Raw genomic sequence first — 25,824 nt, forward strand, 5'->3', positions numbered from 1 at the left:
ACACCGCAGATATCAGCCGTAGATCAAAATCTCCATAGCCTCCGACTGTGGTCCGCGGGTTCCTTCCTCGGGGACTTTCGTACGCCTGGCGGCGCCCGAAACTCTTCACGTTTGCTGTCTGGCAGCTATCAGGCGCACATCAAATGAAAGCAAGCAGAGGCAAACGGCCTCTCTAGAATGTCGAGAGGACATCGCCGGCGCGGGGCGCGAGCGATCGACAACCAAGGGAGAAATGATGATATCTGGAGAAACTAAGATCGCTGCGGTCGCTACTGAAATTCAGGACCTGGCGCCGACTATATCAGAACTTGCGCAGCGGGCACGGATGGTGGCGACGTCCGCTTCTATCGCCAAGTTGGAGGGGCGGGGTCGAGCGGAACTGCTGCTTCCATGTGAGATCGGCGCCGAAGCTCTCGAGCGATGCAAGATCCTAGTAACCAATAACGTTGTTGTGCTGGAGACGCTCGGCGTCATCTCGCTGACCAGATATGTTTTTGAACTTCTCGTATGGCTCAGGACGATCAAGCAGACGCCTCTGAAATCCCTATATTTCCTCATGCTTTCGCTGAATGACGGAGAGGCTCATACGGCGCAACACATCGAGCAACTGAAAGCAGAAGCAAGCTTTTTCGACATGATGGCCGAACGCGACGATCCGGTGCCGGCGATGCGGGCGCTTCAGGAACAACATGGAGAGAACCTGACGGCGGAGATCGTACGTGCTGCTGAGAAGTCGCGAATGGGTGCGATCGATCTTGAAGCCCGGCGTCACTTTAGCGTTTATGCCGCTGATGCGAAAATCAACGGCTACTCGTTCCAGGCCCATTTGATCAGAACCAAGGCGATTATCGCTGCAGAGGCGGACCTAAAGGCTCATTGGCGAGCTCGCACCGAACTCGTCGATCGTTTTGGCCAGGCTCTGATCAACGAGTCGGGTATAGGTTCAAAATGGATCTGGGCCAATTCCGCCAAGGCCGTCGGCATGGAGGCGGAGTACGAGTATATCTATCGATACACATCGAGGCTCCTGCATGCGACACCCACCAGCTTCTATACGTCTGCGAAGAACCTGGAACTCGTCGAGATGCGGGTGTTTCTGGAGTTCGTCTATGTCCGGCTGCTGGACGTGATCGACGTCGTAGCCGAGCTCATCGATCGAGCTGAAACGAATCTGGTTGCCCACCCGGATCCGTTATCTGCTTGATTAGGAAGAATAGGGGGAGAATGGATGAATGTCGAGTTCCTGGAGGCGAACGCAATTCGGCTCAGGCTTAGGCGCTACATGGAGGAGTACGACGAGTTCCACTGGGCCGTTGCCTGGGGGTCGCACCCTGGCATGGCAAAGCGACTCTTCACGCACCGCTCCAAGTTCCGCAACGTTACCTTCGGGGTGGCGTTCAGCCAGACCGATCCAGATGTCGTCGACGCGCTAGTCGGCGTCGCCAACGGCTACGTCGCGACCAAGTTCGCGGGCGGCACCTATCACCCAAAAATCTACAGTTTCCGCACTGGACGGAGGGTGGCGGCTGTCGTCGGCAGCGCAAACTTCACCGGCGGTGGGCTAGGCGCGAACCTCGAGGCGGCGGTCGCGCTCACCGGCACGATGGACGACCCGGCGCTGTCCGATATCATAGCCTTCGCACGGACGAGCGCCGGATACGGGCGACAGGTGACCCAGCCCTATGCCGATGCCTACCGCGCGAGCTGCGTCCGCGCGGGCAGGCTTCCCAAGGCACCGCGCGATCCGGTGCCAGAGGGACGCGTCGGGGCCGCCGCCGCCATCATGAAGATGGACTGGGACGAGTATGTGCGCCGCGTCCGAGCCTCCCGCCATCACGACATGGCCCGTAGCCTGGAACTGATCGCAATCGCCCGGCGCTGGTTCGCGACCGAGGCGTCGTTCGCGCGCTTCTCGCCCGAGCAGCGCAAGGCCGTCGCCGGGATTCTGGGAGAGTACCAGAAGGTCGGCCCCGATCTGGACCGCGAGTGGGGCTGGTTTGGATCGATGCGCGGCGCGGGCGATTTCGCGAACCGGATTGAGCAGAACGACCGCTCGCTGTCCAAAGCATTGGACAGCATTCCATCGGGTGGCGAGGTGACACGTGCGCAGTACGAACGCTTCTGCAGGCTGTTCCGGCAGGCGTTCGCTAGATCGTCGCGCACGGGCGGCGTGCCGACCGCGACGCGGCTGCTGTCTATGAAGCGCCCGGACACTTTCCTGTGCGTTTGCAAGCCCAACATCGTTCAGGCCGCGAAGGAGCTGGGCTTTGCCCGCACGACCCTGGACCTGGACAACTACTGGGAGCGCGTGGTCGAGCCGATCAGCCTTTCCACCTGGTACAACGCGGACAAGCCAGATCATCCCGACGGCGAACTCTGGGAAGCGCGCGCGGCGATGCTCGACACGCTGTTCTACCGCCCGTAGGCAGACCCGAGAAGCGCTAGCGATGGTCCCGCGCCCGCCAACGCCGGCGTGCCCGGAGCGCTCAACTGGCGTAGATGGTGACGCGCACTAAGAGGAGGATGGGGCCGCAGAACACTTGCACAGGCTCAGCACCTTGAGCGGAATTTCGGCTGGCACTCGAACATCCACTCTTGTCCAGAGCTTCCGTTTGACGGCCGAATTCCGAGACAACGAAAGAAGCCTGCTCTTGGCCCGAAAGCGGAAATAATTGCCGCTCGTCCCCTCTGTTGACTGATGCCCAAAGCCAGGGCACAAAGGTGGCATCCACGGTCGCTTGCGTAATTTACCCCCCGTAACAAACCATTCTAAGTTGACGATCCATCCGAAAAATTGCGTAGCTTTTACAGCCATTTGCTCCCTTTTCTGAGCACGCCGCCCGTCTTAATTCCAAGCCAACTATGCAATCTAAGGCCGCACTAAAATTAACTGGGGACCCATTTCACTCGAGGCGACTCCCTCCTCTCGAAGCCTATCGAGGCATTCTAAGCGCGCGCGCCGATCTTGGACAAAGTTTTCGTCCTTCCCGTGCACGCGGGATAGCGGACACAGCTCAGGAAGGCACCGTAACGCCCGGACCGTTCAATCAGCCATCCATCCTTGCATTCCGGACATGATGGAAAGTTTGCATCGCAGTTGCACCGCGCCTCCGCTGATTTATTCGTACGGCTCGGAAGCCCAACTCCACAGGACGAGCAGGCGGGCAGCAAGTTTCCGCAGTGCTGAACATGTTCGCAGCGATACCAGGTTCGCGCATCCTGGCCCCGGACATCGAGCAACCGTCCGCCGCATTCTCCGCATTCGTGCGCAGTCTGTTCGCTGCCGGCCGCCGAGGCGATACCGTATTCAGGGTCTTTGTTGAGTTCGGTTACAAAGGACGAAGGCCTGGAGCTCGAAGCCATGATCGTCAGCGTGTGACGGGCTCGCGTCATTGCGACATACATGACCCGACGCTCCTCCGCGTTCTCGAACGATTCCTCCTCTGGCGATACCAACGCAAGCAAGGGGTCATCGACGATCTCGGAGGGGAAGCCCATCCGGCCGTTGTCCGCATTTAGAAGAATTACATGATCTGCTTCGAGGCCCTTCGATGCATGGATCGTCTTGAAATTGATGCGTAGCCGAGGAAACCTTCGCTGAACGTCGCTCATGTCTGGCTGGAGAAAGCGATACCGCCCCAGCAGCAACACACTCGCGGTGCTTGCGCGATCAATCCTGGCGGAGATTCCCGCAAGAACGTCATGGAGCTTTCTCTCGTCCTCGTTCTTCGGCGTCATCACGATCCTGATAGCCGGCTCGGTTGCCTTCCCTGCCGGAACTATCTGCTTTGAGATCTGAATCGGGTTTTTCAGTACAAATGTTCTTGCAGCGAATGCGATCTGGTCGATCGAACGGAAGGTCCGACCAAGGTCCACTGTTCGGTGGACGCCGGTCTCTGCGTTGAAGATCCCACCAAATTCAGCGCCGAAGTGGCGCATCAGATGGATGTCCGATCCTGCAAAGCGGAAGATCGATTGCCAGTCGTCTCCTACCGCAAAAACGCGGACGTCCTGGTGCTGCGCTTTTAATGCCTTCACCAGCCGGGCACGGCTCTGCGAAATGTCCTGAAACTCGTCCACTAGGATGTGTCGAAACGGGCTCACATATCGGCTTGTTTCGGCATACTGGGCAGCTCGCAAGATCATATCTTCGAAGTCGATCCGTCTGCCGAGACGTTTCTGGTACTCCGCGAAAACTGGTGCGAAGACGGCAAGGAAAGCCTTGGCGCGACTGCCTTGCTTCAACCGCTCCGAATTCGTCTCGCAAGCGGCGACGTTGTAGCCCCCGCCCTTGAACTTGCGCAGGAAGGTACCGAGCAATTGTGAAAACGCGTCGACCTGCTTCAACTCAATCACTCGGTCAAAGATTGTATCGGCTGGGCGAGGTTTCAGTGTCACATGCGGTTCGAGCTTCTCTGCCAAGGCAATGAGCAGACGCCCCTCCTGCCGTTCGTAGCTATATGTTTCGATGAGCGTGGTTTCATAAGCCGTGTGAAGCTCGCGCTTCCATTCCATGCCTGCCAGGTAATGGTCACGGTCGACGAAGGGTGCTGTGGTCAGCCGCTCGCTGCCATCGGGCATCTTTTGACGCCGCACACCGAAATGCTCGATGTAGACACCACTTTCAGTCAGGCGAAAATCCGGGCAATAGTCTCGGCGTCCCGTCTCTCGGATCTTATGCTGGTAGTCCGGCTCATATTCGTATTCGATGCCGTTTTCGTAAAGCCAGTTGGCAATCTGCAGCTCTTCGTAACTCTTGACCTTCTCGCCCTGCAGGGTGCGGAGATCCTGCTTTTCCATATGCGTGTAGAAATCGTGTTTGGTCTTGAAGTCCCACTCGGTCTTCGGTTCGATCAGAAAGTGCGCAAACCACTCAATGATTGCCTTGGACACTTCAGACAGCGCGTGAACGAGATCCTTCAGAATCTGCTTAATTAAGTTGGTGAACGCCAGCTCGTCCGTGGCGTGATCCGCCAGTGCCGGCTTTGACCCCTCGACACCCCCGATGATGTCATAGGCAATTGCGTGGAAAGTTCGCGCCACGATCGGCACGCCGGATCGTGCCTCGACTCGTTCCGACATTTCCTCGGCGGCATTCTTTGCGAATGCCAGCAGCAGTATTTCATCCGGCCGACGTATACCGGCCTTGATCAGATAGGCGGCCTTGGCAGTGATCACGCTGGTCTTTCCGGATCCGGCGCCGGCCAACACCAGCGTTGCGTCCTCGTCCACAACCACGGAGAGGCGTTGTTCCGGCGTCAGAGGCTTGCTTTCGATCGTATCGAAGAAATCCTTCCAGCGTTCGAGCTCGGCAGGAACAAAGGTAGCGATTGCGCTCGTTCTCATCGTGTCAGGCTCGGCGGCGAACTTCCTCACAAGCGCAACACGCTCGGCTTGGTCGGCCCCGATGGCGTCTGGCTGAAGTTTCGATAGCAGCAAGGTCTCGAGTGCCCTGGCGTCGCTCAGAAGCGGCGCGAGTTGGCATGCAGCGGGATAACGAGTGGGCTTGGCAAGTTCGGCAATCGCTCGATGAAGGCGAAGCAAGCTATCTGCTTCACGTTCCAGCGCCGAAAGATTGAACCCGATCCAGGCTCTTTTGACTTCTTCGGCGAACATGTACGCATCAGGATGTCGGAGGCCACGCACCACGAGATGGCGCTCTGCCGTGGTAACTGTCATCGTCGCACCAACAGTTCCCTTCCGTACCAACGGAGCAGCAGCTATCGCTTCAAGGGATACGGACGAGGTCAATCCGCGGCGAGTAACCCGCAGGTAGTCCCCATCGAGCTCCATGGCCTGAAACGTTGTCCCGAATGGGTTCACAAGCAGTCCAAGCAATGGCCGTTGTTGCAGTCGATTCAATACAGGAGCCTCGTATCGCGTTCGGCGGCGCAGCTCGGCTTTGCCATCGGAAATGATCCGACTATACATCGCGAGTGGTAAAGAGGATGCACATGACCAATAAATAACGGCCATGTTGATTGAGCCCACTAACGAGGATGAAGTATGGCGGATTTAAACGAAGAATCTCGCGCCCCGGACTACCGACAATGAGGGCGCTCAGTCTCGGCAAGTTGACCTGGAAGTCATTTCCGCACTGGCGCACGTAGCCCGCCGCCTAGTCAACCCAGCGTTCTGACGCACTTGAAAGCGCCAATAGTTCAGACCTTTAGTTGTGACAGAAGCGTCGACGGCACCGCCTCACGTAGTCGCCATGTCACGGTAATCGGCATCTCGCCTGTCCAGGTTTCGAAATCCACTTCGCCACAGTAGATAAATGGTGCCGGCTTGGGTCCGATCTTCTTCGTCTTTCGGACGAGCAAGTGGACGTGAAGACCCAGGGCTTGATGGTCACGGATCATCTCGCCATGCTTCGATTGTTGCTTGGTCCTATTCTGACTTTGCCATGAGAATTCCGTGGCTGAGGTGAAGTGATCAGCATAGCGGTGCTCGTCCATCATCCCCTCCTTCTCCAAGGTGACGAGCAGAAAGACGTGAGGCGGTTTTGGCACAAAACCAGCGTTCCACGTCGCCTGATCGAAGGTTAGGCCGAAAGCTGGAGGGATAACCTCGCGCGAATAGCGTTCCCAAAGCCGAAGGCCTGCCTGTGCCTGGGCCTGTACACCCATCGGCTCCATGCGCCAGACATCGCTCTGGTATCGGAATCGGACACGATCGCCTTTGCCCGGAAGTCCGGCGTCGTCGCCGAACCATCCGTGAAGAATGGTGGACAAGCGGTTGGATGAATCGTCGGCTCTCCGCACAACGTTAATTGCGATCTTGGCAACTGTAGCCTCCATCGGCTGATCGTCTACGATAACGTGCAGGGGCCCTTCCGGCAGCCGCCCTGCGCCCGACGTCGTCGGGAGGAATAAGATAGGTTGTCCGCTCGTGTTTCGGGCGACGCGGCAAACAGCTTCCGCCGGCTCGTTGGGAACACCGCTTCTGCTCAAATATTGCGCAAGACGCCAATCGAGGATTTCCCGCAGAAGTTGGCTAAACGTCGCCCTATCCCGTGGAACTCTCACTAAGCCGAATTGATCTTCTCGCAAAACAAAATACGGAGCGCCCTCGCTATCCCGCAGCTTTGTAAGGACATCGATCGGAAACCTTAGCACGAGCAATCTGAGCGCTTTCCGATCCGTGAGATCGACAGAGAAATCCTGCTGAAGCTTATGGACTCGAGAGGCCAACTGCGCGACGCGCTCGACGAGCTCATCGACGGTACAGCGGTCCCGCACGGTCTCCTCATCGAACAGTGCGAGAAGCGTCACGAGCTTGTAGCTTCGGGTTAATTCGGTCTTCTCCATCTCCTGAAAGAAATCCCGATGCTCCAACCAGGTCGATCGTTCCAGATCGTCCAACCCGCGCATGCGTTCCACGAAACCAAGCCAGGAACGTTCGCTGCTGCTTCTTGGATTGTTAGTTGAGTGGAAAACCTCTGACGCAGTTGGGCGGACGCCATGCCGCTCCAGGAAGTCGCGGTAAAAGTCTTCCAGTGCATTCTCGGTGCTGGCTGGTTTCACCAGCATGCGCAGTATGTCGAGTGCCTCGAGGTCGTAGGTCACTTCACAACCGGTGGGCAGATTGATCTGATCGCCTTGCAGCCGTTCCAGGAGCTCGCGGATATGGCCACCAGAAGACGCATCGACATTCGCAATCGAGGCGATCGCACGCAACTTCGTGAGAAAGATTCGATGGTTGCCGATATAGTCGATGACAACGAGACGCTTCTTGTTTGCGGATTTTCGCAAACCGCGGCCGAGCTGTTGCAGCCAGATTATAGTCGATTCCGTTGGCCGCAACATCAACACGGTATCGATACTTGGGACATCGACACCTTCGTTGAACATGTCAACGGCAAACACTACCTCGAGTTCGCCCGCTTCCAGTCTCTGCAGCGACGTAGCCCGAGGTGCGGAGTTGATGCCGGAATGGACGGCGGCGGCCGGCACGCCGTGGCGGTTGAAGAAGTCGGCCATGAAATCGGCATGCGTCTGGGAGCAGCAGAAGCCGATGCACTTTGTCCCGCCGCGCAGTCGGTACTGTTCGAGCGCGTTCTGCGCTCGTGCTTCTGTGGCGACAGCAGCGGTGAGTTCTGTCATGTCGAACTGCGCGCTGCGCCAGGGGATGTTTCGATAATCTACATTGTCCGGGACGCCGAAGTAATGAAAGGGGCAGAGATGCCCGGCTTCTATCCCCAAATGGACACCGGCCTGGAAGACGAGGTTCTCTTGGCACAGACCGAGGAGATCAGCTCCATCGCTCCGCTCGGGCGTCGCCGTCAGACCGAGGAGGAACTTTGGTTCGAAGTAATCGATGATGCGTCGGTAGGTGGTCGCTGCTGCGTGATGGAACTCATCGATGACGATATAATCGAAGGTGTCCGGTCGAAATTGCTTGATCTGGTTCACCTTGCCGAGAGTTTGAACGGAGGCGAAAAGGAGATCGGCATCCGTGTCCTTGTAATCGCCCGACAACCTTCCGATCCGAGCTGTCGGTCGCACGCGTCGAAATGTCTCGATCGCCTGATTGAGTATTTCCTCGCGGTGGGCGACGAAGAGGATGCGACGATATTCGAGGCGATCGCTGTCGAAGGCCGCCAGCCAAGTCTTACCAAGACCGGTAGCGAGCACAACAAGGCCCGCAGTAAATCCGTCCTGCCGTGTGTGCTCGAGCGCTGCGAGAGCCTGCCGTTGGATGGCGTGGGGTTCGGGAGGGGGCAGCGGCGGCTCGTATGCTAAGCCAGCATCCTTGAAGCCTAGCGGATTCCTCCGGCTTTCATAGCGGTCGATCCACTCCGGCGTGACGGAGACTGCGCTATAGGAATTGAACAGGTCTTCGAAGCCATTGGTGATCTGGGGGAAGGCCGATCGGTCGTGGCTGGAAATGACCTTGTAGTTCCACTCGATGGATGTCGTCAGTGCCGCCTCCGACAGGTTGGAACTGCCGACGAATGCCACGCCCTCGTTGTCCGACAGAAAGATATAGGTCTTCAGGTGAAATCCCTGCGCCGCAGCCTCGAAGACCCGGAACGTCAGATCGCCGTCGAGATCGGCCAGACGCCGCAGTGCCATCGGCTCCGTCACGTCCATGTAGTCGCCGACGAGAATTCGGGCTCGTCCACCGCGGGCCAGAAAATCTTTCAGATGTTCGACGATCAGTCTGGCGCCGCTATCAAGCAGAAATGCTACTGCGATGTCGCAGGCGTTCGCCTCGTCCATATGCATGATGAGGTGGGGCAGAAGGTGGTCGCTTCCGCCAGTGACCAAGCGCTTTAACGCTTGGGTGCTGCTCACATCCTGGGCTAGGTAGTTGGCCTTGTGCGGGATAACATGCCTGATGCCGCCTCTCGGATCGTCGACGTCACCTAGGTAGCGCGGAATGACATGCAGGTGAAAATGGGAGACCGTTTGTCCTGCAGCCTCAGCCAGATTGAAACCGACGTTGTACCCATCCGACTTATGCCTTCGTTCGATCTCGATTTTTGCCCTGTCGATGTTCTGCCAGATTGCCTGCTTCTCGTCCGCTGAAAGATCGTCCCATGTCGTCGCATGCCGTCGTGGAACGATGAGTAAATGTCCTTGCGACACCGGGAAGCCGTCCCACAGGGCGACGACTTGATCGTCCATAAAGGCGATGCGGCTCAATTCGGCGGTACAGAAAGGGCATTTGATCATCGGTAAACTATGGGCTGCGTCGCCGAAGCATCCCAGGATGGCTGATGCTTTTCCACACAATGTTTTTGAGAACCCGCCGCGTTTTCGGCACCTGGCTGAGGCGCCATCCAATGTGGAACCGTGAGGTGGAGGCGCGTTCAATCTAAGGAAGATAATGTGGAGCAACTTCTATTCAAGGTTGCTTTGACGCAAACTTGCCGCCTCGCCGATTCACCGAGACGACCACTTCTGGGACGCGGCAGGAATGCAAGCTATGACGGGAATGAGCGGTCGATTAACAAGGTGACGGCCAGACAACAACTTCGCCCCGAAAGCGGAAATTATTGCCGCTTATCCCGCCGGTTGACTGATGCCCAAAGCCAGGGCACAAAGGTGGCATCCACGGTCGCTCGCGACGGAAAAACAGAGGGAATTCAAAGGCCATTTCGCTAAGTCTTTGAAATCATGCGAGAATCCAGGTCTCCCAGGCAAGCCATTTTAGACCGATTTTCCGATTCAAATTGGCGACCATCTGTCGCACGAAAAAGTGACGTCTTCTCAATAACTTGGGCAATCTCGGCCGCAGTTCCTTAGGCCATCCGTCGTGTGCGAAGACGGCTAGGAAAATTGGCTGGGGACCTTGTTATCCGGTCGGTACCTGAAATTCACTCAACTCAAATTGTTCCGCGCTGCCGAAGAGCGTCCACGATCACCGCCATAGCAGGCGACATCTGACGTCTGCTGGGATAGTAGAGATGGTAGCCAGTGAATGGGTGGCTCCAGTCATCTAAGACAGCTTGCAAACGGCCATCAGCAATATGCTCCTCGACAAGGTTGTCAGGAACGTAGGCGATGCCGAAGCCTGAAACCGCTGCCTCTACCTGCGAAATCGAGGAGTTGAAACTTAACTGGCCATCCACCCTCACCCGCAGTTCCCGGCCGTCCTTTTCGAACTCCCAGGCGTAGAAGCCGCCGAGCGTCGCCTGGCGCATGTTGATGCAGACGTGACCCACTAGATCCTGAGGCACCTGAGGACGTCCGCGTCTGGCGAAGTATTTTGGAGAAGCGACTGCGCGGAGCCGCCAGTCAGGACCGATCCGGACGGCGATCATATCCTTGTCGACGTTTTCCCCAAGGCGAACGCCGGCATCGAAGCGTTCTTCCACGATGTTGCGCATTCCATTGTCGGCGTAGAGCTCCACCTTTACGTCGGGATATTCGTCGAGAACGCCCGATAACTTTGGCCATACGGTTGTCTGCAGAGCATGATCGGACAAGGTCAACCTGACGGTGCCGGAGGGCTTCTCGCGGAATGCGACCAGATCTCCAAGATCCGCTTCGATGCCCTCAAACCGAGGTAAGATCGATCTGAACAGGCGTTCTCCAGCTTCCGTCGTCGCGACGCTGCGGGTCGTTCTTGTAAGAAGACGGACGCCGAGGCGGGCCTCCAACTGCTTGATTGTGTGACTGAGGGTAGACTGGGACGTCGCAAGGTTTGCGGCTGCCTTGGTGAAGCTCCCTTCCTTCGCGACCTCCAAGAACCACAACAAGTCCTTCATGTCCTCGCGTTGCATCTGCGCATCCTATTCATGTTGAAAATCGATAGGTCCATGCGGATTAGCCCGTCTTATCCGAAAAGTAGGTGAGGACTATCTTCAGCGCAACGTTGAACAGAGATGATTCAGGACGAAGCAATGACGCTCACCATAGACAACATCGAACGGAAACCCTCGGCATGGGGAGCCGTTCTCTCCATGACCCTGTGCGTGTTCGTGCTGATCGCGTCGGAGTTCATGCCGGTCAGCCTGCTAACCCCGATCGCGGCCGACCTAGGCGTTTCGGAAGGGAATACGGGTCAGGCGATTTCGATCTCCGGGATCTTCGCGGTGATCACGAGCTTGTCCATCGCCACGGTGGCCGGTCGACTTGACCGACGCCTGCTCGTGCTGGCCTTGACCGCGCTGCTGATGTTGTCCGGCGTCCTCGTCACCTTCACGCCATCCTACCCGATCCTGATGCTCGGCCGAGCGCTGCTCGGCGTCTCAATCGGCGGCTTCTGGTCGATGTCGACATCGATCGTGATGCGCCTCGTCGATACCGACCAGGTGCCAAAGGCGCTCGCGCTACTCAACGCCGGCAATGCCATCGCCGCGACGATCTCCGCCCCGCTCGGCAGCCTGCTCGGCGCCTACATCGGCTGGCGCGGCGCCTTCTTCCTCGTCGTGCCGATGGCGCTGCTCGCTCTTGTCTGGCAGTGGATGAGCCTGCCCAGCCTTTCGCCGCGCGGAGAAGGATCAGGAAACGTGTTCCGGCTTCTTGGACGTCTACCCGTCGCGCTCGGCATGGCGGCGATCCTGCTCCTCTTCATGGGCCAGTTCGCGCTCTTCACCTATCTGAGGCCGTTCCTGGAAACGGTCACCCGACTGGAGATCGAAACCCTTTCCCTTGCCCTTCTGGTGATGGGTCTGGCCGGAGCGGTCGGCACATGGGTCATCGGAAAGCTCCTGTCCCGCCGACTGTTCAGCATCCTCGTTGCCATCCCGCTGCTGATGGCCTGCATTGCAGGCGCGATGATCGGGTTTGGCGAGATGAAGCTCGCCGTGCTCCTGTCCCTGGTAGGATGGGGTTTCCTCGGAACCGCCGCTCCGGTCGGCTGGGGAACATGGTTGAGCCGCGCCCTTCCCAAGGACGCGGAAGCCGGCGGCGGCCTGCAGGTGGCTGTTATCCAGCTTGCGATCACGGCCGGCGCATCCCTCGGCGGCCTGCTCTTCGACACGGTCGGCTGGCGCTCGACTTTCACGCTCGCCGCCGTGCTGCTGCTCGGCTCGTCGCTGATGTCCATTGCCGCATGGCGTGCCACCAGGAGGTCCCGATGAGCGTCCCGCGCACTGGTCCGACCCGCCGCGGTCTTCTCGTCTCGGCCGCAGCCGCCGCAATCTTACCGACAAGAGTGTTCAGCCAGAACGGCCCTGACAACCAGGAGCGCACGGACGTGAAGATCAGATTGATATTCGACACCCACACGATGACCGCGACCCTCTACGACAACCCGTCGGCACGCGACTTTGCTTCGATGCTGCCGCTGGACTTGGAGATCGACGACTTCGGCTCCAACGAGAAGATCGCCTACCTGCCCCGCAAACTGACGGTGGACGGGCACGGCCCATTCTCGAACGAGCGGCCATACGACCTCTGCTACTACATGCCCTGGGGCAATCTGGCGATGTTCTACGCCGACTACAAGCATCCGGGCCTCGTGCGCCTCGGCCGCTTCGACGACGGCTACGAGGCGCTGCATGTCCGGGGGAAATTCCCACTGCGCATCGAACGCATCCAGTAAGTCAAAACCTCTATCTACGGAGATCACATGATGACCAGGAAGACCGACAATACCGAAGGATTCGACGCAGGCCGGCGTAGCCTGATGAAGGCGACAGGCGTCGCCGTCGCCGCACTCGGCGTTATTCCAGCGGCTGCCGCAACGCAGGCGTTCGCCCAGACGAGCTCGTGGGACAAGGTGTTCCCGAAGAGCGACAAGGTCGACCACCAGAAGGTCTCGTTCAAGAACCGGTACGGCATCACGCTGTCGGGCGATCTCTATCTTCCGAAAGAACGGGGAAGCGGCAGGCTTGCAGCACTCGTCGTCGGCGGCCCGTTCGGCGCCGTGAAGGAGCAGTCTTCCGGTCTCTACGCCCAGACGATGGCCGAGCGTGGTTTCGCGACGCTCGCATTCGACGGGTCCTATACCGGTGAAAGCGGCGGCGAGCCCCGCAACATCGCCTCCCCCGACGTCAACACGGAAGACTTCAGCGCGGCCGTGGACTTCATCGGCCTCCAGTCCTTCGTCGACCGCGAGCGCATCGGCATGATCGGCATCTGCGGCTGGGGCGGCATGGCCCTGAACGCCGCCGCTGTCGACAAGCGGGTCAAGGCCGTCGTCGCGAGCACCATGTACGACATGACCCGCGTCATGTCGAAGGGCTACAACGACAGCGTGACGCTCGAACAGAGGACGAAGGCGCTGGATCAGATGAGCCGGCAGCGCTGGACCGATGCGGAGAAAGGCACCCCCGCTTACCAGCCTCCTTACAACGAGCGCAAGGGCGGCGAAGCGCAGTTCCTGGTCGACTACCACGACTACTACATGACGCCGCGCGGCTATCATCCCCGCGCCGTCAACTCTGGTAATTCGTGGTCGCAGACGACCCCGCTGTCGTTCATGAACATGCCGATCCTGACCTACATCGCGGAAATCTCGCCGCGGCCGATCCTGTTTGTCCACGGCGAGAAGGCCCATTCGCGCTACTTTTCCGAGACGGCCTTCGCAGCGGCCGCGGAGCCGAAGGAGCTGATGATCATCCCCGGCGCTAGCCACACCGATCTCTACGACCGAATGGACAAGATCCCATTCGATCGCATTGCCGGCTTCTTCGGACAGCATCTCGCATAAGCGAGGAAGCCATAACGATGGCGGCGTCGCGTAATTGACCTCGACGTCGCCAAGCTTTGAAAGAAGGATTCAAAGATGAAGAACATCGCTGCATCCATCGCCATGTCGGCGCTTGCGACCACGGGTGTCGAAGCCCAGGAAGAGCGCCGCAGAATAGCACCACCAGCCGTCTATGACGTCGCACCCGGCCTCGGACATTTCACCGACGAGATTCTGTTCGGCGAGGTCTGGGAGCGGAAGGAACTGGCGCCGCGGGACCGTAGCCTCGTCACGGTCTCGGCGATCGTCTCCACCGGCAAGACGGCCCAGATCGGCGCCCATGTTGGCCGCGCCTTGGACAATGGCATGGCCCCGCAGGAGATCGGCGAACTCATCACGCAGCTTGCGTTCTATTCCGGCTGGCCGAATGCCATCTCCGCGGTCGAGGAGACGAAGAAGGTCTTTGACGCCCGACAGATAGGACCTGTCGGCAACAGTGGGGCTGCGCGCGTGGAGCTGGAAGCCGCGGCCGAGGCTGCGCGCAGTGAAACCGTCAACACCACGATAGCGCCGACAGCGGCCGCACTTGCCGATCTCACCAATCGCGTGCTGTTCGGCGATCTGTGGCAGCGCCCGGATCTCTCGGCACGCGACCGCAGCCTGGTGACCATGTCGGCGCTGATCGCGATCGGGCAGCCCGAACAACTGCCCTTCCACGCCAACCGAGCCATGGACAACGGGCTGACTGCCGGTGAGGCATCCGAAGTCCTGAGCCATATCGCCTTCTACGCGGGCTGGCCCCGAGCCATGTCGGCCGTGCCCGTGCTTAAGCAGGTTTTCGCAAACAGGAAGGAAAAACCGATGACCACGTCGCAGTCAGACATCAAGATCACCCCAGCGGGAAGCAGCGCGACGCCTGGTCCGGAGCAGTACTTCACGGGTAAGGTTGAGATCTCCGGCCTCTACCAGACCGACGCGCCTGCACGGGTGGGCGGAGCAACCGTGTCCTTTTCGGCAGGTGCCCGCACAGCATGGCACACCCATCCGTTGGGACAGACGCTGTTCATCGTGAGTGGCCGTGGCTGGGTGCAAAAGGAAGGAGAGGCAGTCCAGCAAGTCGATCCGGGCGACGTCGTCTGGATTCCACCTAACGTCCGGCACTGGCATGGAGCGTCAAGTAACGAAGCGATGGCGCACTTCGCCGTGGCCGAGGCGCTGAACGGAAGTTCGGTCACATGGATGGAGAAGGTGTCAGACGAGGAATACGAAAAAGGTTCCGCTCGCTGATTGATAGGCGTGTCACGATGGGATCTGTCTACCCGTCGTGACTTTCCAACGTCGTCCAGTCTAAAGGCAGAAGCCAACAAGGTTCAGCTCTTCAAAAGGTGGTGCATGAACCAATTCTCCCGCGATAATTTCGGCCCAGTAAGCGGAAATTATTGCCGCTCGCCCGTCCTGTTGACTGATGCCCAAAGCCAGGGCACAAAGGTGGCATCCACGGTCGCTCGCGATGGGAAAAGATAAGGAAAACAAAGGCGATTTCGCTAAGTGTTTGAAATCATGTGAGAATCCAAGGTCCCAGGCAGGCTATTTTTGGACCTTCATACCACAACTTTTGACCACCAATCCTCAAGACGAAAAGTATAGCCTTTGCAGCTAGTTACCGATAATTCGCGACAAACCGTTCTGTGATTTCCGGGGATCGAAACGCTACCTTTAGCCGCACGAAAACTGGCTGGGGACCCTGTTTCAGCCGCGATCATGGTCGCGCCCATAGCGGATGTCGAATCGCTCAATGGATGACCGGGCGGTAGCGGACTGGCAGCTCCCGGTGTCCTTCACTTCTGTAGAAGACGGTCAGATCGAAGCGCGAAGTTTTCAGGTCCGGATTATGGCACACAGGCAAAAGGCTCAATCACCATCGGCCGGTGTAGGACCCTCAGCTCTTGCAAGGGATCGAACGCTTCCTCCAAATCGCTGCTTTCAGCCCTTCAGAATGCCCGCAATCCTAACCAAATCCGCAACTGACGATGCTTGCATTTTTCGCATCATGTGACCGCGGTGAAGCTTCACGGTGGCCTCAGCGAGCTGAACTTCAGCCGCAATTTGTTTGTTCAGCTTCCCGGCGACAACCAATGCCATAATCTGCCGCTCGCGCTCGGTAAGTTTGGAATACATTAGGCGCAATGCCGCCGTTTGACGTGCCTCTTCGCGTCGAGCGCTATCACTTGCCAAAGCCCGATTCACCGCTTCGAGCAGGTCCTGCTCGCGCACAGGCTTGGTAAGAACATCGATAGCACCTGCCTTCATGGCGCGGACAGCCATCGCCACATCGACATGAGCACTGATCAGCACCACCGACCTTGGATGCCGGCTTTTCGCGAGTGCCTCCTGAAACTCCAGGCCGCTTTGACCTGGCAAGCGAATATCAAGCACAATACAGCCGGCACGATCAGGATCATCCGCGGCAAGAAACTCTGCCACCGACCCATGGGTTTCAGCGACAAGTCCGACTGACTGGAACAATCCTCTCAAAGCTTCGCGGATACTTTCGTCGTCATCGATGACAATAACTGTGGGCTGCCCTCTCTTGCGATCATCTATCATGGACGACAGCGCCCTCCGCCATTGGCAACGTGAACGTAAATAGGGCCCCGTCCCCGTTCTCCCCCAATGAAGCCCAAATACGGCCACCATGGGCTTCGACGATGGAACGGCATATCGATAAGCCCATTCCGATACCGTCGGCCTTCGTGCTGTAGAATGCTTCGAAAACGCGCTCCAATTCGTGGATAGGTACCCCGCGACCCGTGTCAGAAACGCTCACGCTGACAAGCTGCTCCTCCACAGCGCATCTGATGTTGATGTGTTTTGCTGTTGAAGAAGCTGTCATCGCTTCGGCGCTGTTCATAACCAAGTTGAGAACAACCTGTTGCAGTTGCGTTCGGTCTCCTACGACTTCGATAGGCGTTGCTGCCATATCAAGACTGAGCTCTATTCCACGCCGTTGAAGTTCGCCCGTCAACAGATCCAGCACCTCGCGAACGGCAGGTTTGAAGTCAGTTAGCTCAATCCTGGCAGGTAACTTCTGAGCCATCGCCCGGATACTGGTGATGATATCGCCGGCGCGATGCCCATCCCGGACGATCCTTTCGGCGGCCACACGCGCCTGCTCCAGATCGGTGTGGCCCGGCTGTAGCCACCGCAGACATGTGCCGGCATTCGTGACGATTGCCATCAGCGGCTGGTTGACTTCATGGGCAATTGAAACGGCAAGCTCACCTGTGGCCGTCATCCGCGTCACATGCGCGAGGTCACTCTGGCTTTGCCGCAAGGACTCTTCCGCCCGTTTGCGATCCTCGATATCCACGACGACGCCGTACCATCTCACAACATTTCCATCGGGATCCAGAAGGGGGCTTTGTCGAAGGTTGAACCATCGATATTCGCCATCGGCGCGTCTGATGCGGGCGTCTACAGGACGACTTTTTTTTGAGGCTACGATATCGTCCCAAGCCATACGCATCGGCTCGACATCATCAGGATGAAACATACGATAAAAACCGAAGCCGACGATCTCTTCAGAAGGTAGACCGACATAATCGATCAAGTTTCGATTGAAATATTCAAGCCGGCCATCCGAGGTGCAGGACCAGGCCATGGCGGGTATCGTGTTGATGATAAGATTGAGCTTGTGTTCACTTTCCCTGAGCGCAGCTTCGCTTTCCCGAAGAGCATTCTCCGCACGTTGCAGGTCTTCGATATCGATGTTAACACCGAACCAACGAACGACGCCGTTGGCATCGACCAGCTTTCGCCCTGAGAAGTAAAACCAACGATAGTTGCCGTCTGCTCCGCGAATGCGTCCTTTCAAAACAGTGTGGTCGGAATGCTCGAGGTCTCTCTTCCAGATGTCCACCATGCCTGGAATGTCGTCAGGATGGTAAAGGTCCAGAAAGCCCCACTCGAGGATTTGATCAGCAGGACGACCTGCATAGTCCAACCAGCTTTTATTGACAAAATCGGCGCTGCCATCCGGTCGCGCTGACCATACGAGAACAGGCAGCGAATTGATGATAAGGCTGAGGTTTTCCTCGCTGGCCGCAAGCGCAGTCTTCGTTTCCTTCAATGCATTTTCGGCCTGTTTGCGGTCTTCTATATCGAGGACCACACCATACCACCTGACGACGTTTCCTTCGGTATCGAGCCGCGGTTTCTGCCGAAGCGTGCACCAACGATATTGGCCATCTGCGCGCCTGAGCCTGCCCACGACCTCTCTGGCATGTTTCGAGGCCATGATGTCGTGCCATTCCGAAGCGAGATGTGACATGTCGTCGGGATGAAATAGCTTGTAGAATCCCACTCCGGAGATTTCCTCAAGCGGCGCCCCGATAAACTCGAGAAAATGCTGGTTGGCAAAATCCAACATGCCTTCCGACGTTGCGGACCACACCATGGCGGGGATCAGATCGATAATGGGATCGGTTTCCGGCTCTCGTTCCACCGCACTCTCCGTTCAGTGTTTGAGACGTTACAGAGCCCAGACGTTCCGACTCCATGTCAGGAAATGTCGAAAGATGGCCGATCGTCCGTCGGAAATAGTTACGGGATTTCTGTGACTTGGGTAAGGGAAAATCGATATACGAAGGTCTATGGTTGCAATGCCATCGTCTAGTTGCGCGTGACCTAGATCGCAATTGAGCGAGGCCATAAACCGGCTTACTCCTAAACATCGAAGCCTTTGATGAACGGTGACCTCAACGGATCCCTCGTCGCCTTCACATCGACCATTCACGTGCAACGAATTTCTACATCGCTGCCATTTCCTGACCTGAGGCAACAGCCTCCGGTGACGTTGTTAACCGCCACGGCGCTTGCGCGGTCCGAACGACCGACAGCAGCCCTCATTCGAAATCATTTTTTCATCTCGACTTTTAGGGAGACCATCATGCGTAGCTTGATTATGTGCTTGATGCTGGCGACCGCCAGCATGACTGCCGCAACAGTGGCGTCAGCGCTTCCCGCGCAGGCCACGACGGACGTTCGCGAGGCTCCGGTTCCCGTCCACTACCGAACCGCAAAGATCGAGGGTCTCGATATCTTCTACCGGGAAGCCGGGCCGGCCGACGCTCCGGTCGTGCTGCTGCTTCATGGTTTTCCGACGTCATCCCACATGTTCCGGAATCTGATCCCGCTGCTTGCAGATCGATACCACGTCATCGCGCCGGACTATCCGGGTTACGGGCAAAGCGCATCTCCCGATCATAGCAAATTTGCCTATACGTTTGGCGGGGTCGCCAATATCGTCGACAAGTTGCTGGATCATCTGGCCGTCAAAAGCTACGCCATGTACGTCATGGATTATGGTGCACCGGTGGGATACCGCCTGGCGCTGAAACATCCCGAGCGGGTCAGTGCGCTGATCATCCAGAATGGCAACGCCTATGATGAAGGGCTGAAGGAATTCTGGGATCCCATCAAGACCTACTGGTCCGATGGATCGCAGAAGAGCCGTGAGGCGCTCTCCGGTCTGGTCACGCTCGAAACGACCAAGTTTCAGTACACCGACGGGATGGAAGACGTATCGCGCATCAGCCCCGACAACTGGGTTCACGACCAGGCTCTCCTGGACCGACCAGGGAACAAAGACATCCAGCTCGACATGTTGTATGACTATCGCACCAACGTGCCGCTTTACCCTGACTTCCAAAACTTCTTTCGTGAGCGTAAACCTCCCACGCTCATCGTCTGGGGCAAGAACGACTATATTTTTCCTGAGGCCGGCGCTCATCCTTATCTCAAGGACCTCCCAGATGCCGAAATTCATGTCTTGAATTCGGGTCACTTCCTGCTCGAAGAAAAACTTGACGTCGCTGCTCCTCTAATCAACGACTTCCTGGATCGCAACGTCGCGAAGAAGTGACCATCAGACATGGTCACCGGCGGTGTGACCAAGGTTCCGCAAACCCGAGGTCACACCGCTGAACGGCGGTTACTAAATTCCAGATTTTGGAGATCTCCCATGCCGTACCATTTTTTGGAAGTTGCAATCACTCCGAATGTGCGGCTGGCCCAGACTGAAATGGGTGCCGATCAGATATGGTTGGGCGATCACCATCGAGAGTCGGATAGTTTCACCGACAGCGAGCGCGCCTTCATCGCTGCTCGGGACAGCTTCTATATTGCATCTGTGTCGGAAACCGACTGGCCTTATGTGCAGCATCGCGGCGGGCCGCAGGGCTTTCTCAAGATCGTTGACAACAAGACACTGGCATTCGCCGACTACCGGGGTAACCGCCAATACATCAGTACCGGTAACTTCGCCGCAAACGATCGGGCCTGTCTCTTTCTGGTTGATTACCCGCGGCGAGCCCGCCTCAAAATCTACGTGCATGTCGAGAAGCTTGCACTCGATGCCGACCCGGCACTGACCGATCTTGTTTTGGATGCCGGCTACCGAGCAAAGGCTGAGCGGATTTTCCGGCTGCGGCTGGAAGCCTTCGATTGGAATTGCCCTCAGCATATCACTCCGCGTTACACCGAACACGAAGTCGAGAAAGCAGCGACACCATTGCGTGAGCGCTTGGCTCAATTGGAGGCGGAGAATGCAGACCTGCGGCGCCGGCTCGAAGCCTTGGGAGAAAAATAATGAACGCCACAAGACCCTCTTTGCCGCCGTTTTCGGCGGTTTCCGCAACAGAAAAGGTCCGGCTTGCAGAAGACGGTTGGAATAGCCGCAATCCCGAAAAAGTGGCACTGGCCTATAGCGACGACAGCCAGTGGCGCAATCGCTCGGAGTTCGTAAATGGCCGCCAAGCGATCGTCGGCTTTCTTACCCGGAAATGGCAACGCGAGCTCGAATACAGGCTGATCAAAGAGCTCTGGGCCTTTACGGACAATCGCATCGCTGTTCGCTTTGCCTATGAATGGCATGACGACAGCGGCAACTGGTTTCGGTCTTACGGGAACGAAAATTGGGAGTTCGGGGCCGATGGCCTCATGCGAAAGCGCTTCGCTTCCATCAACGATGCACCCATCCAAAGCCATGATCGACAGTTTCATTGGCCGCTTGGCCGTCGACCGGATGAGCATCCCGGCCTCAGCGATTTCGGCTTCTAAGGGGGAAGGACAAGATGAGGCATTCCACCTATCACCGCGTTGATATCGACGGTCTCGAAGTATTTTATCGGCAGGCCGGAGAACCAACCAAACCGACCCTGTTATTGCTGCACGGGTTTCCGTCTTCGAGCCACATGTTTCGGGACCTCATTCCGCTACTCGCCGACCGATTTCACCTTATCGCGCCCGACATACCGGGGTTCGGCCAGTCGGAGGCGCCCGCGCGCGAAAATTTCGCCTACACGTTCGACAATCTTGCCCGCATCATCCAGAGGTTCATTGAGGTGCTGGGCATCGAACGATTTGCCCTCTACGCTTTCGATATCGGAGCGCCCATCGGTTTCCGCGTCGCGATGAAGTTCCCGGAGCGGGTGACAGCAATCATTTCCCAAAATGGCAATGCCTACGAGGAGGGGTTGAGCGACGTCTGGAACCCGATCAGGCGATACTGGTCCGATCCCACGACCGCCAACCGCGATGCGCTGCGCGAGATCATGAAACCCGCCGCCATCCGCTGGCAGCACGAGCATGGCGTTTCGGATTTATCGAACGTGTCTCCCGATGGCTATTCGCTCGATGCCTTCTACATGGCGCGTCCGGATGCTGAAGAAATCCAGCTCGATATTGCGCTCGACTACGCGAGCAACGTGACTCTGTATCCGATGTTTCAAGCTTATTTCCGCCAGTATCAGCCCAGGTTCCTGGCTATCTGGGGCGACAAGGATCCATTCTTCCTGCCCGCAGGCGCGGAGGCCTTTAAACGCGATCTCCCGAATGCCGAGATCCGTCTCCTCGATACAGGCCACTTCGCGTTGGAGACGCATTCCCGAGAAATCGCCACCGCAACAGCCAACTTCCTGACCTAACGGCGCTAGCAGCCTCAGCCTGCTTCTACCGTGGCTGACCTCGCTGCGATGAATTCCGTTTGGCTTACTGATAGTTCAAGGACACTGCCATGGATCGCCCGTCAGCATCGCGCCAAGTGGTGCCCGAAGAAGATATCATCGAAGCGAGAGCATTTATCGATCTGTTCATGATCGCGCCCCAGACGCTCGTAGACCAGGCTGAGTTTCGCTGCATGCAATTGGGTGCAGGTTGCGCAATATCGCTGCCCAACGCGCCCGCCATCGGTCTCAATCGTATCCTTGGCCTTGCAACACTTGAAGACCTCGACACGGCCTATGAGTGGATGAGCAGAAAGGCAGGCCGGCGTTACTTGCAAATGAACGCTGCCACCGCTCCTCAACAGACACACGATTGGATAAGGAAACGGGGCCTTGTTCCCCAAGGTAACGGATGGGCAAAGCTACGGCGCACAGTGCCTTCCACGCCACTCATCCATTCTGGAGAGGTCGCTACCCGGCAGGTCAAAGTCACCGAAGCCGAAATCTTCGGCTCGATGATGGGCGCCGGATTTGGCTTTCCGGCGAGCCTGACGCCGCTTTGGTCAGCGATCGCCGGTAAGGAAGGCTGGGCCCGCTTCTTCGCTGAGTTGAATGGCAAACCAATTGCGACAGGCGCGATGTACGCATCAGGCGGCTATGCGTGGCTGGGCGGTGGCGCGACAGTTCCCGAGTTTCGCAATCGAGGGGCACAGAAGGCCCTCATTACCGCGCGTCTGAACCAAGGCGCCAGTCAAGGCGTTCAGACATTCGTCGTCGAAACCGCCCAGCCTTCGGCCGACGAGCCAAATATCTCTCACGCCAATCTCATCGGGGCCGGATTCGAGCAAATTTACACGAGAATGAATTACCGGTTCCCGGACGGTTCATAAAGGGACGCCAGACACCCTGGGTTTGCGGCTCGAGCTGTTGCTTCCTTTCCAGTTGCCGCGCTTGTCGGATGAGTGCTTCGAACTCTGAGAGAATGTCATCTGCTTCCGGATCAGCCTGCAACCCCATTCCATCCTCCAGCACCGATTGATACGCGCGTTGAACGAGGTTCGTGTCGCACTCAGCTCTCGCCGATCCCCCTGGATGTCCGCTTTCGGGATTCGGCTAGGGTGCGCTCTACGGCCGCGATGGGGCGCGAAGCCGCCGTGCTGCGGTGGTCGCCAGTTCGGTAGCTTCGGCGCTCAGCGCGGCAATTATTTCCGCTAACGCCGCCGGTTGACTGATGCCCAAAGCCAGGGCACAAAGATGGCATCCACGGTCGCTCACGGCAGGAAAATATAGGGAAATCAAAGGCTATTTTGCTAAGCCATTGAAATCATGTGAGAATCCAGGTTCCCCAGCCAAAATTTTCCGAGGACGAATTCATAGGCCTACGACAGCTCCGCATGTGATTTGCGGTGAGCAAACGACAATGTCTGCTTGCCTGGCTGGCAGCTTCGTCGGCACTCAAGTCGGACTGTATCGACGTCGCAAACCCTTGCTTGGCCGAGAACGCGTCGTTAGAAGATTACGATTAAATGATGTTGAAGAGAACGTGAATTATGCTGACAGGTCAATCGATCCTCATCACCGGCGGCACCGGGTCATTCGGCCATGCATTTCTTCCAATGACACTTGAACGTTATAACCCGCGCCGCATCATCGTGTATTCACGCGATGAAATGAAGCAGTGGGAAATGGCCAAGAAATACAGTGCCGACAAGCGAGTACGCTTCTTCATTGGTGATGTGAGAGACCGAGAGCGTCTGTACAGGGCGCTCGACGGGGTCGATTACGTCGTTCATGCCGCGGCAACGAAGATAGTGCCGACAGCGGAATACAATCCCTTTGAGTGCATCAAGACCAACATCAACGGCGCCATGAACGTCATCGACGCCTGCATAGACCGCGGAGTAAAGCGCGTCGTTGCACTCTCGACCGATAAAGCCAGCAGCCCGATCAACCTGTACGGAGCAACCAAACTCGCTTCCGACAAGCTTTTTGTCGCGGGCAACTCATATTCGGGCGGCAATCGCACACGCTTTGCGGTGGTTCGCTATGGAAACGTCATGGGCTCGCGCGGCTCGGTCATTCCGTTTTTCCTCTCCATCAAAGACAAGGGTGTGCTGCCCATCACCGACTCGCGCATGACCCGGTTCATGATCACGCTTGAACAAGGTGTGGAACTGGTCTGGCACGCTTTCGACGACATGGAAGGCGGCGAGATCTACGTCAAAAAAATCCCTTCCATGAAGATGGTGGATCTCGCCGCCGCCGTTGCACCGGAAGCTCAGATCGAAATTGTCGGTATCCGCCCAGGCGAGAAACTTCATGAGCAGATGATCGGCGAAGAAGACTCCTTCTACACCTACGAATATAACGATCATTTCAAGATACTGCCGGCCATCAATAATTGGGGCACCAGTGCCGAGCGCATAAAGGACGGGGTGAAAGTCGCGGAAGGCTTCAGCTATACCAGCGACAACAATAAGGAATGGCTGAGCGTTGCATCTCTCCAGACCTGGATCGAAGAAAATCGTCTCAAGATCGGAATGATATGAGTTCCTCCATTCCCTATGGCAGACAGGATATCAACGATGCGGATATCGACGCAGTCGTCGCCGTTCTGAGATCTGACTTTCTGACGCAAGGCCCTGTCGTGCCTCGTTTCGAGCAGGCCGTCGCATCCTATTGCGGTGCACTCCATGCTGTTGCGGTGAACAGCGCGACCTCGGCGCTCCACATTGCCTGCCTCGCTCTCGGACTTGGTCCCGGTGACTTGCTTTGGACAAGCCCGATCACCTTCGTAGCTTCCGCCAATTGCGCTCTATACTGTGGCGCTGATGTCGACTTCGTCGACATCGACAAGGACAGCTACAATCTTTCGCCGGCAGCGCTCGAGCAAAAATTGTTGGAAGCAGAGCGAAGGGGACGCCTGCCGAAGGTGGTCGTCGCAGTCCATCTGACCGGGCAGCCCTGTGACCTTGCGGCGATCCATGCCTTGGCGCTTCGTTTTGGCTTTGCCGTTATCGAGGACGCATCGCATGCGATTGGAGGTCGCTATCTCAACGAGCCTATCGGCAACTGCCGCTATAGCGACATCGCGATATTCAGCTTTCATCCTGTAAAAATCATCACCTCGGCAGAGGGCGGAATGGCCGTTACCAACGACCCAGAACTCGCCCACAAGATGCGCCTCTTTCGTAGCCACGGCATTACCCGCGAACCCGACAGGATGACGCAACAGCCGGACGGGCCATGGTACTATCAGCAGATAGATCTCGGCTATAACTACCGCATGACCGAGTTGCAGGGCGCGCTGGGAATAAGCCAGATGGATCGTCTGGACAGCTACGTCTCCAAGCGCCATCAATTGGCGAGACGTTATGACGACGCGTTCAGCGACTTGCCTGTGATCACGCCCTGGCAGCATCCTGACGGATACTCCGCGCTGCATCTTTACGTCATTCGTGTCAAATCGGGAGAAATCGGGAAGAGTCACAGGGACATTTTCGACGCGATGCTGATGCAAGGCATCAATGTGAACCTCCATTATATCCCGGTGCATCTGCAGCCGTATTATCAACGTATGGGCTTTCAACGTAACACCTACCCGGAGGCTGAATCCTATTATTCAGAGGCCATAACCCTTCCGATGTACCCAACGATGACTGATGCGCAGCAGGAGCAGGTCATCGTGGCGTTGCGGGAAGCCGTTACCGCATAAGGCTGTCGATCATCCCGA

The 25,824-nt window shown here is 57.4% G+C and carries 18 protein-coding genes; 13 read left to right on the plus strand and 5 right to left on the minus strand.

Annotated features, from left to right (window positions below; translation table 11 throughout):
• Nucleotides 1-235: 235 nt before the first annotated feature.
• Together ACMUVN_RS27730 and ACMUVN_RS27735 are read left to right on the plus strand one after the other, a co-directional pair.
• On the plus strand, nucleotides 236-1,204 hold the full coding sequence (locus ACMUVN_RS27730; protein WP_414815733.1) for a hypothetical protein: 969 nt from the start codon (nucleotides 236-238) through the stop codon (nucleotides 1,202-1,204).
• 24 nt (nucleotides 1,205-1,228) lie between these two features.
• Complete coding sequence (locus ACMUVN_RS27735; RefSeq protein WP_414815734.1) at nucleotides 1,229-2,425, plus strand: phospholipase D family protein; 1,197 nt, start codon at nucleotides 1,229-1,231, stop codon at nucleotides 2,423-2,425.
• Nucleotides 2,426-2,946: 521 nt separating this feature from the next.
• Here the strand turns inward: ACMUVN_RS27735 and ACMUVN_RS27740 are convergent.
• The 3 genes from ACMUVN_RS27740 to ACMUVN_RS27750 form a co-directional block, all read right to left on the minus strand.
• Nucleotides 2,947-5,679, minus strand: a complete 2,733-nt coding sequence (locus ACMUVN_RS27740) for a UvrD-helicase domain-containing protein (RefSeq protein ID WP_414815735.1) — start codon at nucleotides 5,677-5,679, stop codon at nucleotides 2,947-2,949.
• Nucleotides 5,680-6,161: 482 nt separating this feature from the next.
• A complete protein-coding gene (locus ACMUVN_RS27745) occupies nucleotides 6,162-9,650 on the minus strand; it encodes a DUF3427 domain-containing protein (protein ID WP_414815736.1) in 3,489 nt (1,162 codons plus the stop codon).
• 683 nt (nucleotides 9,651-10,333) lie between these two features.
• Nucleotides 10,334-11,233 (minus strand): LysR family transcriptional regulator, encoded by a 900-nt coding sequence (locus tag ACMUVN_RS27750; RefSeq protein ID WP_414815737.1) that lies wholly within the window; start codon nucleotides 11,231-11,233, stop codon nucleotides 10,334-10,336.
• 120 nt (nucleotides 11,234-11,353) lie between these two features.
• Between ACMUVN_RS27750 and ACMUVN_RS27755 the strand changes: the two genes are divergently transcribed.
• The 4 genes from ACMUVN_RS27755 to ACMUVN_RS27770 all read left to right on the plus strand — a co-directional run bounded on the left by ACMUVN_RS27755 (nucleotide 11,354) and on the right by ACMUVN_RS27770 (nucleotide 15,375).
• Nucleotides 11,354-12,535 (plus strand): MFS transporter, encoded by a 1,182-nt coding sequence (locus ACMUVN_RS27755; protein WP_414815738.1) that lies wholly within the window; start codon nucleotides 11,354-11,356, stop codon nucleotides 12,533-12,535.
• Nucleotides 12,532-12,999 (plus strand): cyclophilin-like fold protein, encoded by a 468-nt coding sequence (locus ACMUVN_RS27760; RefSeq protein ID WP_414815739.1) that lies wholly within the window; start codon nucleotides 12,532-12,534, stop codon nucleotides 12,997-12,999. The genes ACMUVN_RS27755 and ACMUVN_RS27760 overlap by 4 nt, the downstream gene beginning before the upstream one ends.
• 30 nt (nucleotides 13,000-13,029) lie before the next feature.
• Complete coding sequence (locus tag ACMUVN_RS27765) at nucleotides 13,030-14,109, plus strand: alpha/beta hydrolase (protein WP_414815740.1); 1,080 nt, start codon at nucleotides 13,030-13,032, stop codon at nucleotides 14,107-14,109.
• Nucleotides 14,110-14,184: 75 nt separating this feature from the next.
• Entirely contained in the window at nucleotides 14,185-15,375 is a 1,191-nt protein-coding gene (locus tag ACMUVN_RS27770; protein ID WP_414815741.1) for a carboxymuconolactone decarboxylase family protein, read from the plus strand.
• Between the two features lie 696 nt (nucleotides 15,376-16,071).
• Here the strand turns inward: ACMUVN_RS27770 and ACMUVN_RS27775 are convergent.
• Both ACMUVN_RS27775 and ACMUVN_RS27780 read right to left on the minus strand, forming a co-directional pair.
• A complete protein-coding gene (locus tag ACMUVN_RS27775) occupies nucleotides 16,072-16,695 on the minus strand; it encodes a response regulator transcription factor (RefSeq protein ID WP_414815742.1) in 624 nt (207 codons plus the stop codon).
• Complete coding sequence (locus tag ACMUVN_RS27780) at nucleotides 16,685-18,592, minus strand: PAS domain-containing sensor histidine kinase (protein WP_018486468.1); 1,908 nt, start codon at nucleotides 18,590-18,592, stop codon at nucleotides 16,685-16,687. Before ACMUVN_RS27780 ends, ACMUVN_RS27775 begins: the two co-directional genes overlap by 11 nt.
• 444 nt (nucleotides 18,593-19,036) lie before the next feature.
• On the opposite strand from ACMUVN_RS27780, the gene ACMUVN_RS27785 reads away from it, so the two are divergent.
• The 7 genes from ACMUVN_RS27785 (at nucleotide 19,037) to pseC (ending at nucleotide 25,806) form a co-directional block, all read left to right on the plus strand.
• A complete protein-coding gene (locus ACMUVN_RS27785; protein WP_024321371.1) occupies nucleotides 19,037-20,011 on the plus strand; it encodes an alpha/beta fold hydrolase in 975 nt (324 codons plus the stop codon).
• A 99-nt stretch (nucleotides 20,012-20,110) separates the two neighbouring features.
• Nucleotides 20,111-20,737, plus strand: a complete 627-nt coding sequence (locus ACMUVN_RS27790; protein WP_115112110.1) for a pyridoxamine 5'-phosphate oxidase family protein — start codon at nucleotides 20,111-20,113, stop codon at nucleotides 20,735-20,737.
• The gene (locus tag ACMUVN_RS27795; RefSeq protein WP_414815743.1) at nucleotides 20,737-21,207 is read left to right on the plus strand and encodes a DUF1348 family protein; all 471 of its coding nucleotides are present in this window, start codon (nucleotides 20,737-20,739) and stop codon (nucleotides 21,205-21,207) included. The genes ACMUVN_RS27790 and ACMUVN_RS27795 overlap by 1 nt, the downstream gene beginning before the upstream one ends.
• Before the next feature lie 14 nt (nucleotides 21,208-21,221).
• Nucleotides 21,222-22,073, plus strand: coding sequence for an alpha/beta fold hydrolase (locus ACMUVN_RS27800; RefSeq protein WP_414815744.1), 852 nt, complete (start codon nucleotides 21,222-21,224; stop codon nucleotides 22,071-22,073).
• Nucleotides 22,074-22,162: 89 nt separating this feature from the next.
• Entirely contained in the window at nucleotides 22,163-22,981 is an 819-nt protein-coding gene (locus ACMUVN_RS27805; RefSeq protein ID WP_414815745.1) for a GNAT family N-acetyltransferase, read from the plus strand.
• A gap of 660 nt (nucleotides 22,982-23,641) precedes the next feature.
• Nucleotides 23,642-24,640, plus strand: coding sequence for a UDP-N-acetylglucosamine 4,6-dehydratase (inverting) (gene pseB, locus ACMUVN_RS27810; RefSeq protein WP_414815746.1), 999 nt, complete (start codon nucleotides 23,642-23,644; stop codon nucleotides 24,638-24,640).
• Nucleotides 24,637-25,806 (plus strand): UDP-4-amino-4,6-dideoxy-N-acetyl-beta-L-altrosamine transaminase, encoded by a 1,170-nt coding sequence (gene pseC, locus ACMUVN_RS27815; RefSeq protein WP_414815747.1) that lies wholly within the window; start codon nucleotides 24,637-24,639, stop codon nucleotides 25,804-25,806. The genes pseB and pseC overlap by 4 nt, the downstream gene beginning before the upstream one ends.
• Nucleotides 25,807-25,824: the final 18 nt, after the last annotated feature.

Origin of the sequence: Rhizobium sp. IY2, assembly GCF_047532935.1 — a bacterium.
Classification (GTDB): domain Bacteria; phylum Pseudomonadota; class Alphaproteobacteria; order Rhizobiales; family Rhizobiaceae; genus Rhizobium; species Rhizobium anhuiense.

Bases quoted from the DNA above. Each gene is read 5' to 3' on its own strand.
- ACMUVN_RS27800 (WP_414815744.1), top strand. From the start codon at position 21,222: ATGAGGCATTCCACCTATCACCGCGTTGATATCGACGGTCTCGAAGTA.
- ACMUVN_RS27740 (WP_414815735.1), bottom strand. From the start codon at position 5,679: ATGACAGTTACCACGGCAGAGCGCCATCTCGTGGTGCGTGGCCTCCGA.
- ACMUVN_RS27785 (WP_024321371.1), top strand. From the start codon at position 19,037: ATGCGTAGCTTGATTATGTGCTTGATGCTGGCGACCGCCAGCATGACT.
- ACMUVN_RS27755 (WP_414815738.1), top strand. From the start codon at position 11,354: ATGACGCTCACCATAGACAACATCGAACGGAAACCCTCGGCATGGGGA.
- ACMUVN_RS27775 (WP_414815742.1), bottom strand. From the start codon at position 16,695: ATGATAGATGATCGCAAGAGAGGGCAGCCCACAGTTATTGTCATCGAT.
- ACMUVN_RS27760 (WP_414815739.1), top strand. From the start codon at position 12,532: ATGAGCGTCCCGCGCACTGGTCCGACCCGCCGCGGTCTTCTCGTCTCG.
- ACMUVN_RS27770 (WP_414815741.1), top strand. From the start codon at position 14,185: ATGAAGAACATCGCTGCATCCATCGCCATGTCGGCGCTTGCGACCACG.
- ACMUVN_RS27765 (WP_414815740.1), top strand. From the start codon at position 13,030: ATGACCAGGAAGACCGACAATACCGAAGGATTCGACGCAGGCCGGCGT.
- ACMUVN_RS27735 (WP_414815734.1), top strand. From the start codon at position 1,229: ATGAATGTCGAGTTCCTGGAGGCGAACGCAATTCGGCTCAGGCTTAGG.
- ACMUVN_RS27730 (WP_414815733.1), top strand. From the start codon at position 236: ATGATATCTGGAGAAACTAAGATCGCTGCGGTCGCTACTGAAATTCAG.
- ACMUVN_RS27795 (WP_414815743.1), top strand. From the start codon at position 20,737: ATGAACGCCACAAGACCCTCTTTGCCGCCGTTTTCGGCGGTTTCCGCA.
- ACMUVN_RS27805 (WP_414815745.1), top strand. From the start codon at position 22,163: ATGGATCGCCCGTCAGCATCGCGCCAAGTGGTGCCCGAAGAAGATATC.
- ACMUVN_RS27750 (WP_414815737.1), bottom strand. From the start codon at position 11,233: ATGCAACGCGAGGACATGAAGGACTTGTTGTGGTTCTTGGAGGTCGCG.
- pseB (WP_414815746.1), top strand. From the start codon at position 23,642: ATGCTGACAGGTCAATCGATCCTCATCACCGGCGGCACCGGGTCATTC.
- pseC (WP_414815747.1), top strand. From the start codon at position 24,637: ATGAGTTCCTCCATTCCCTATGGCAGACAGGATATCAACGATGCGGAT.
- ACMUVN_RS27790 (WP_115112110.1), top strand. From the start codon at position 20,111: ATGCCGTACCATTTTTTGGAAGTTGCAATCACTCCGAATGTGCGGCTG.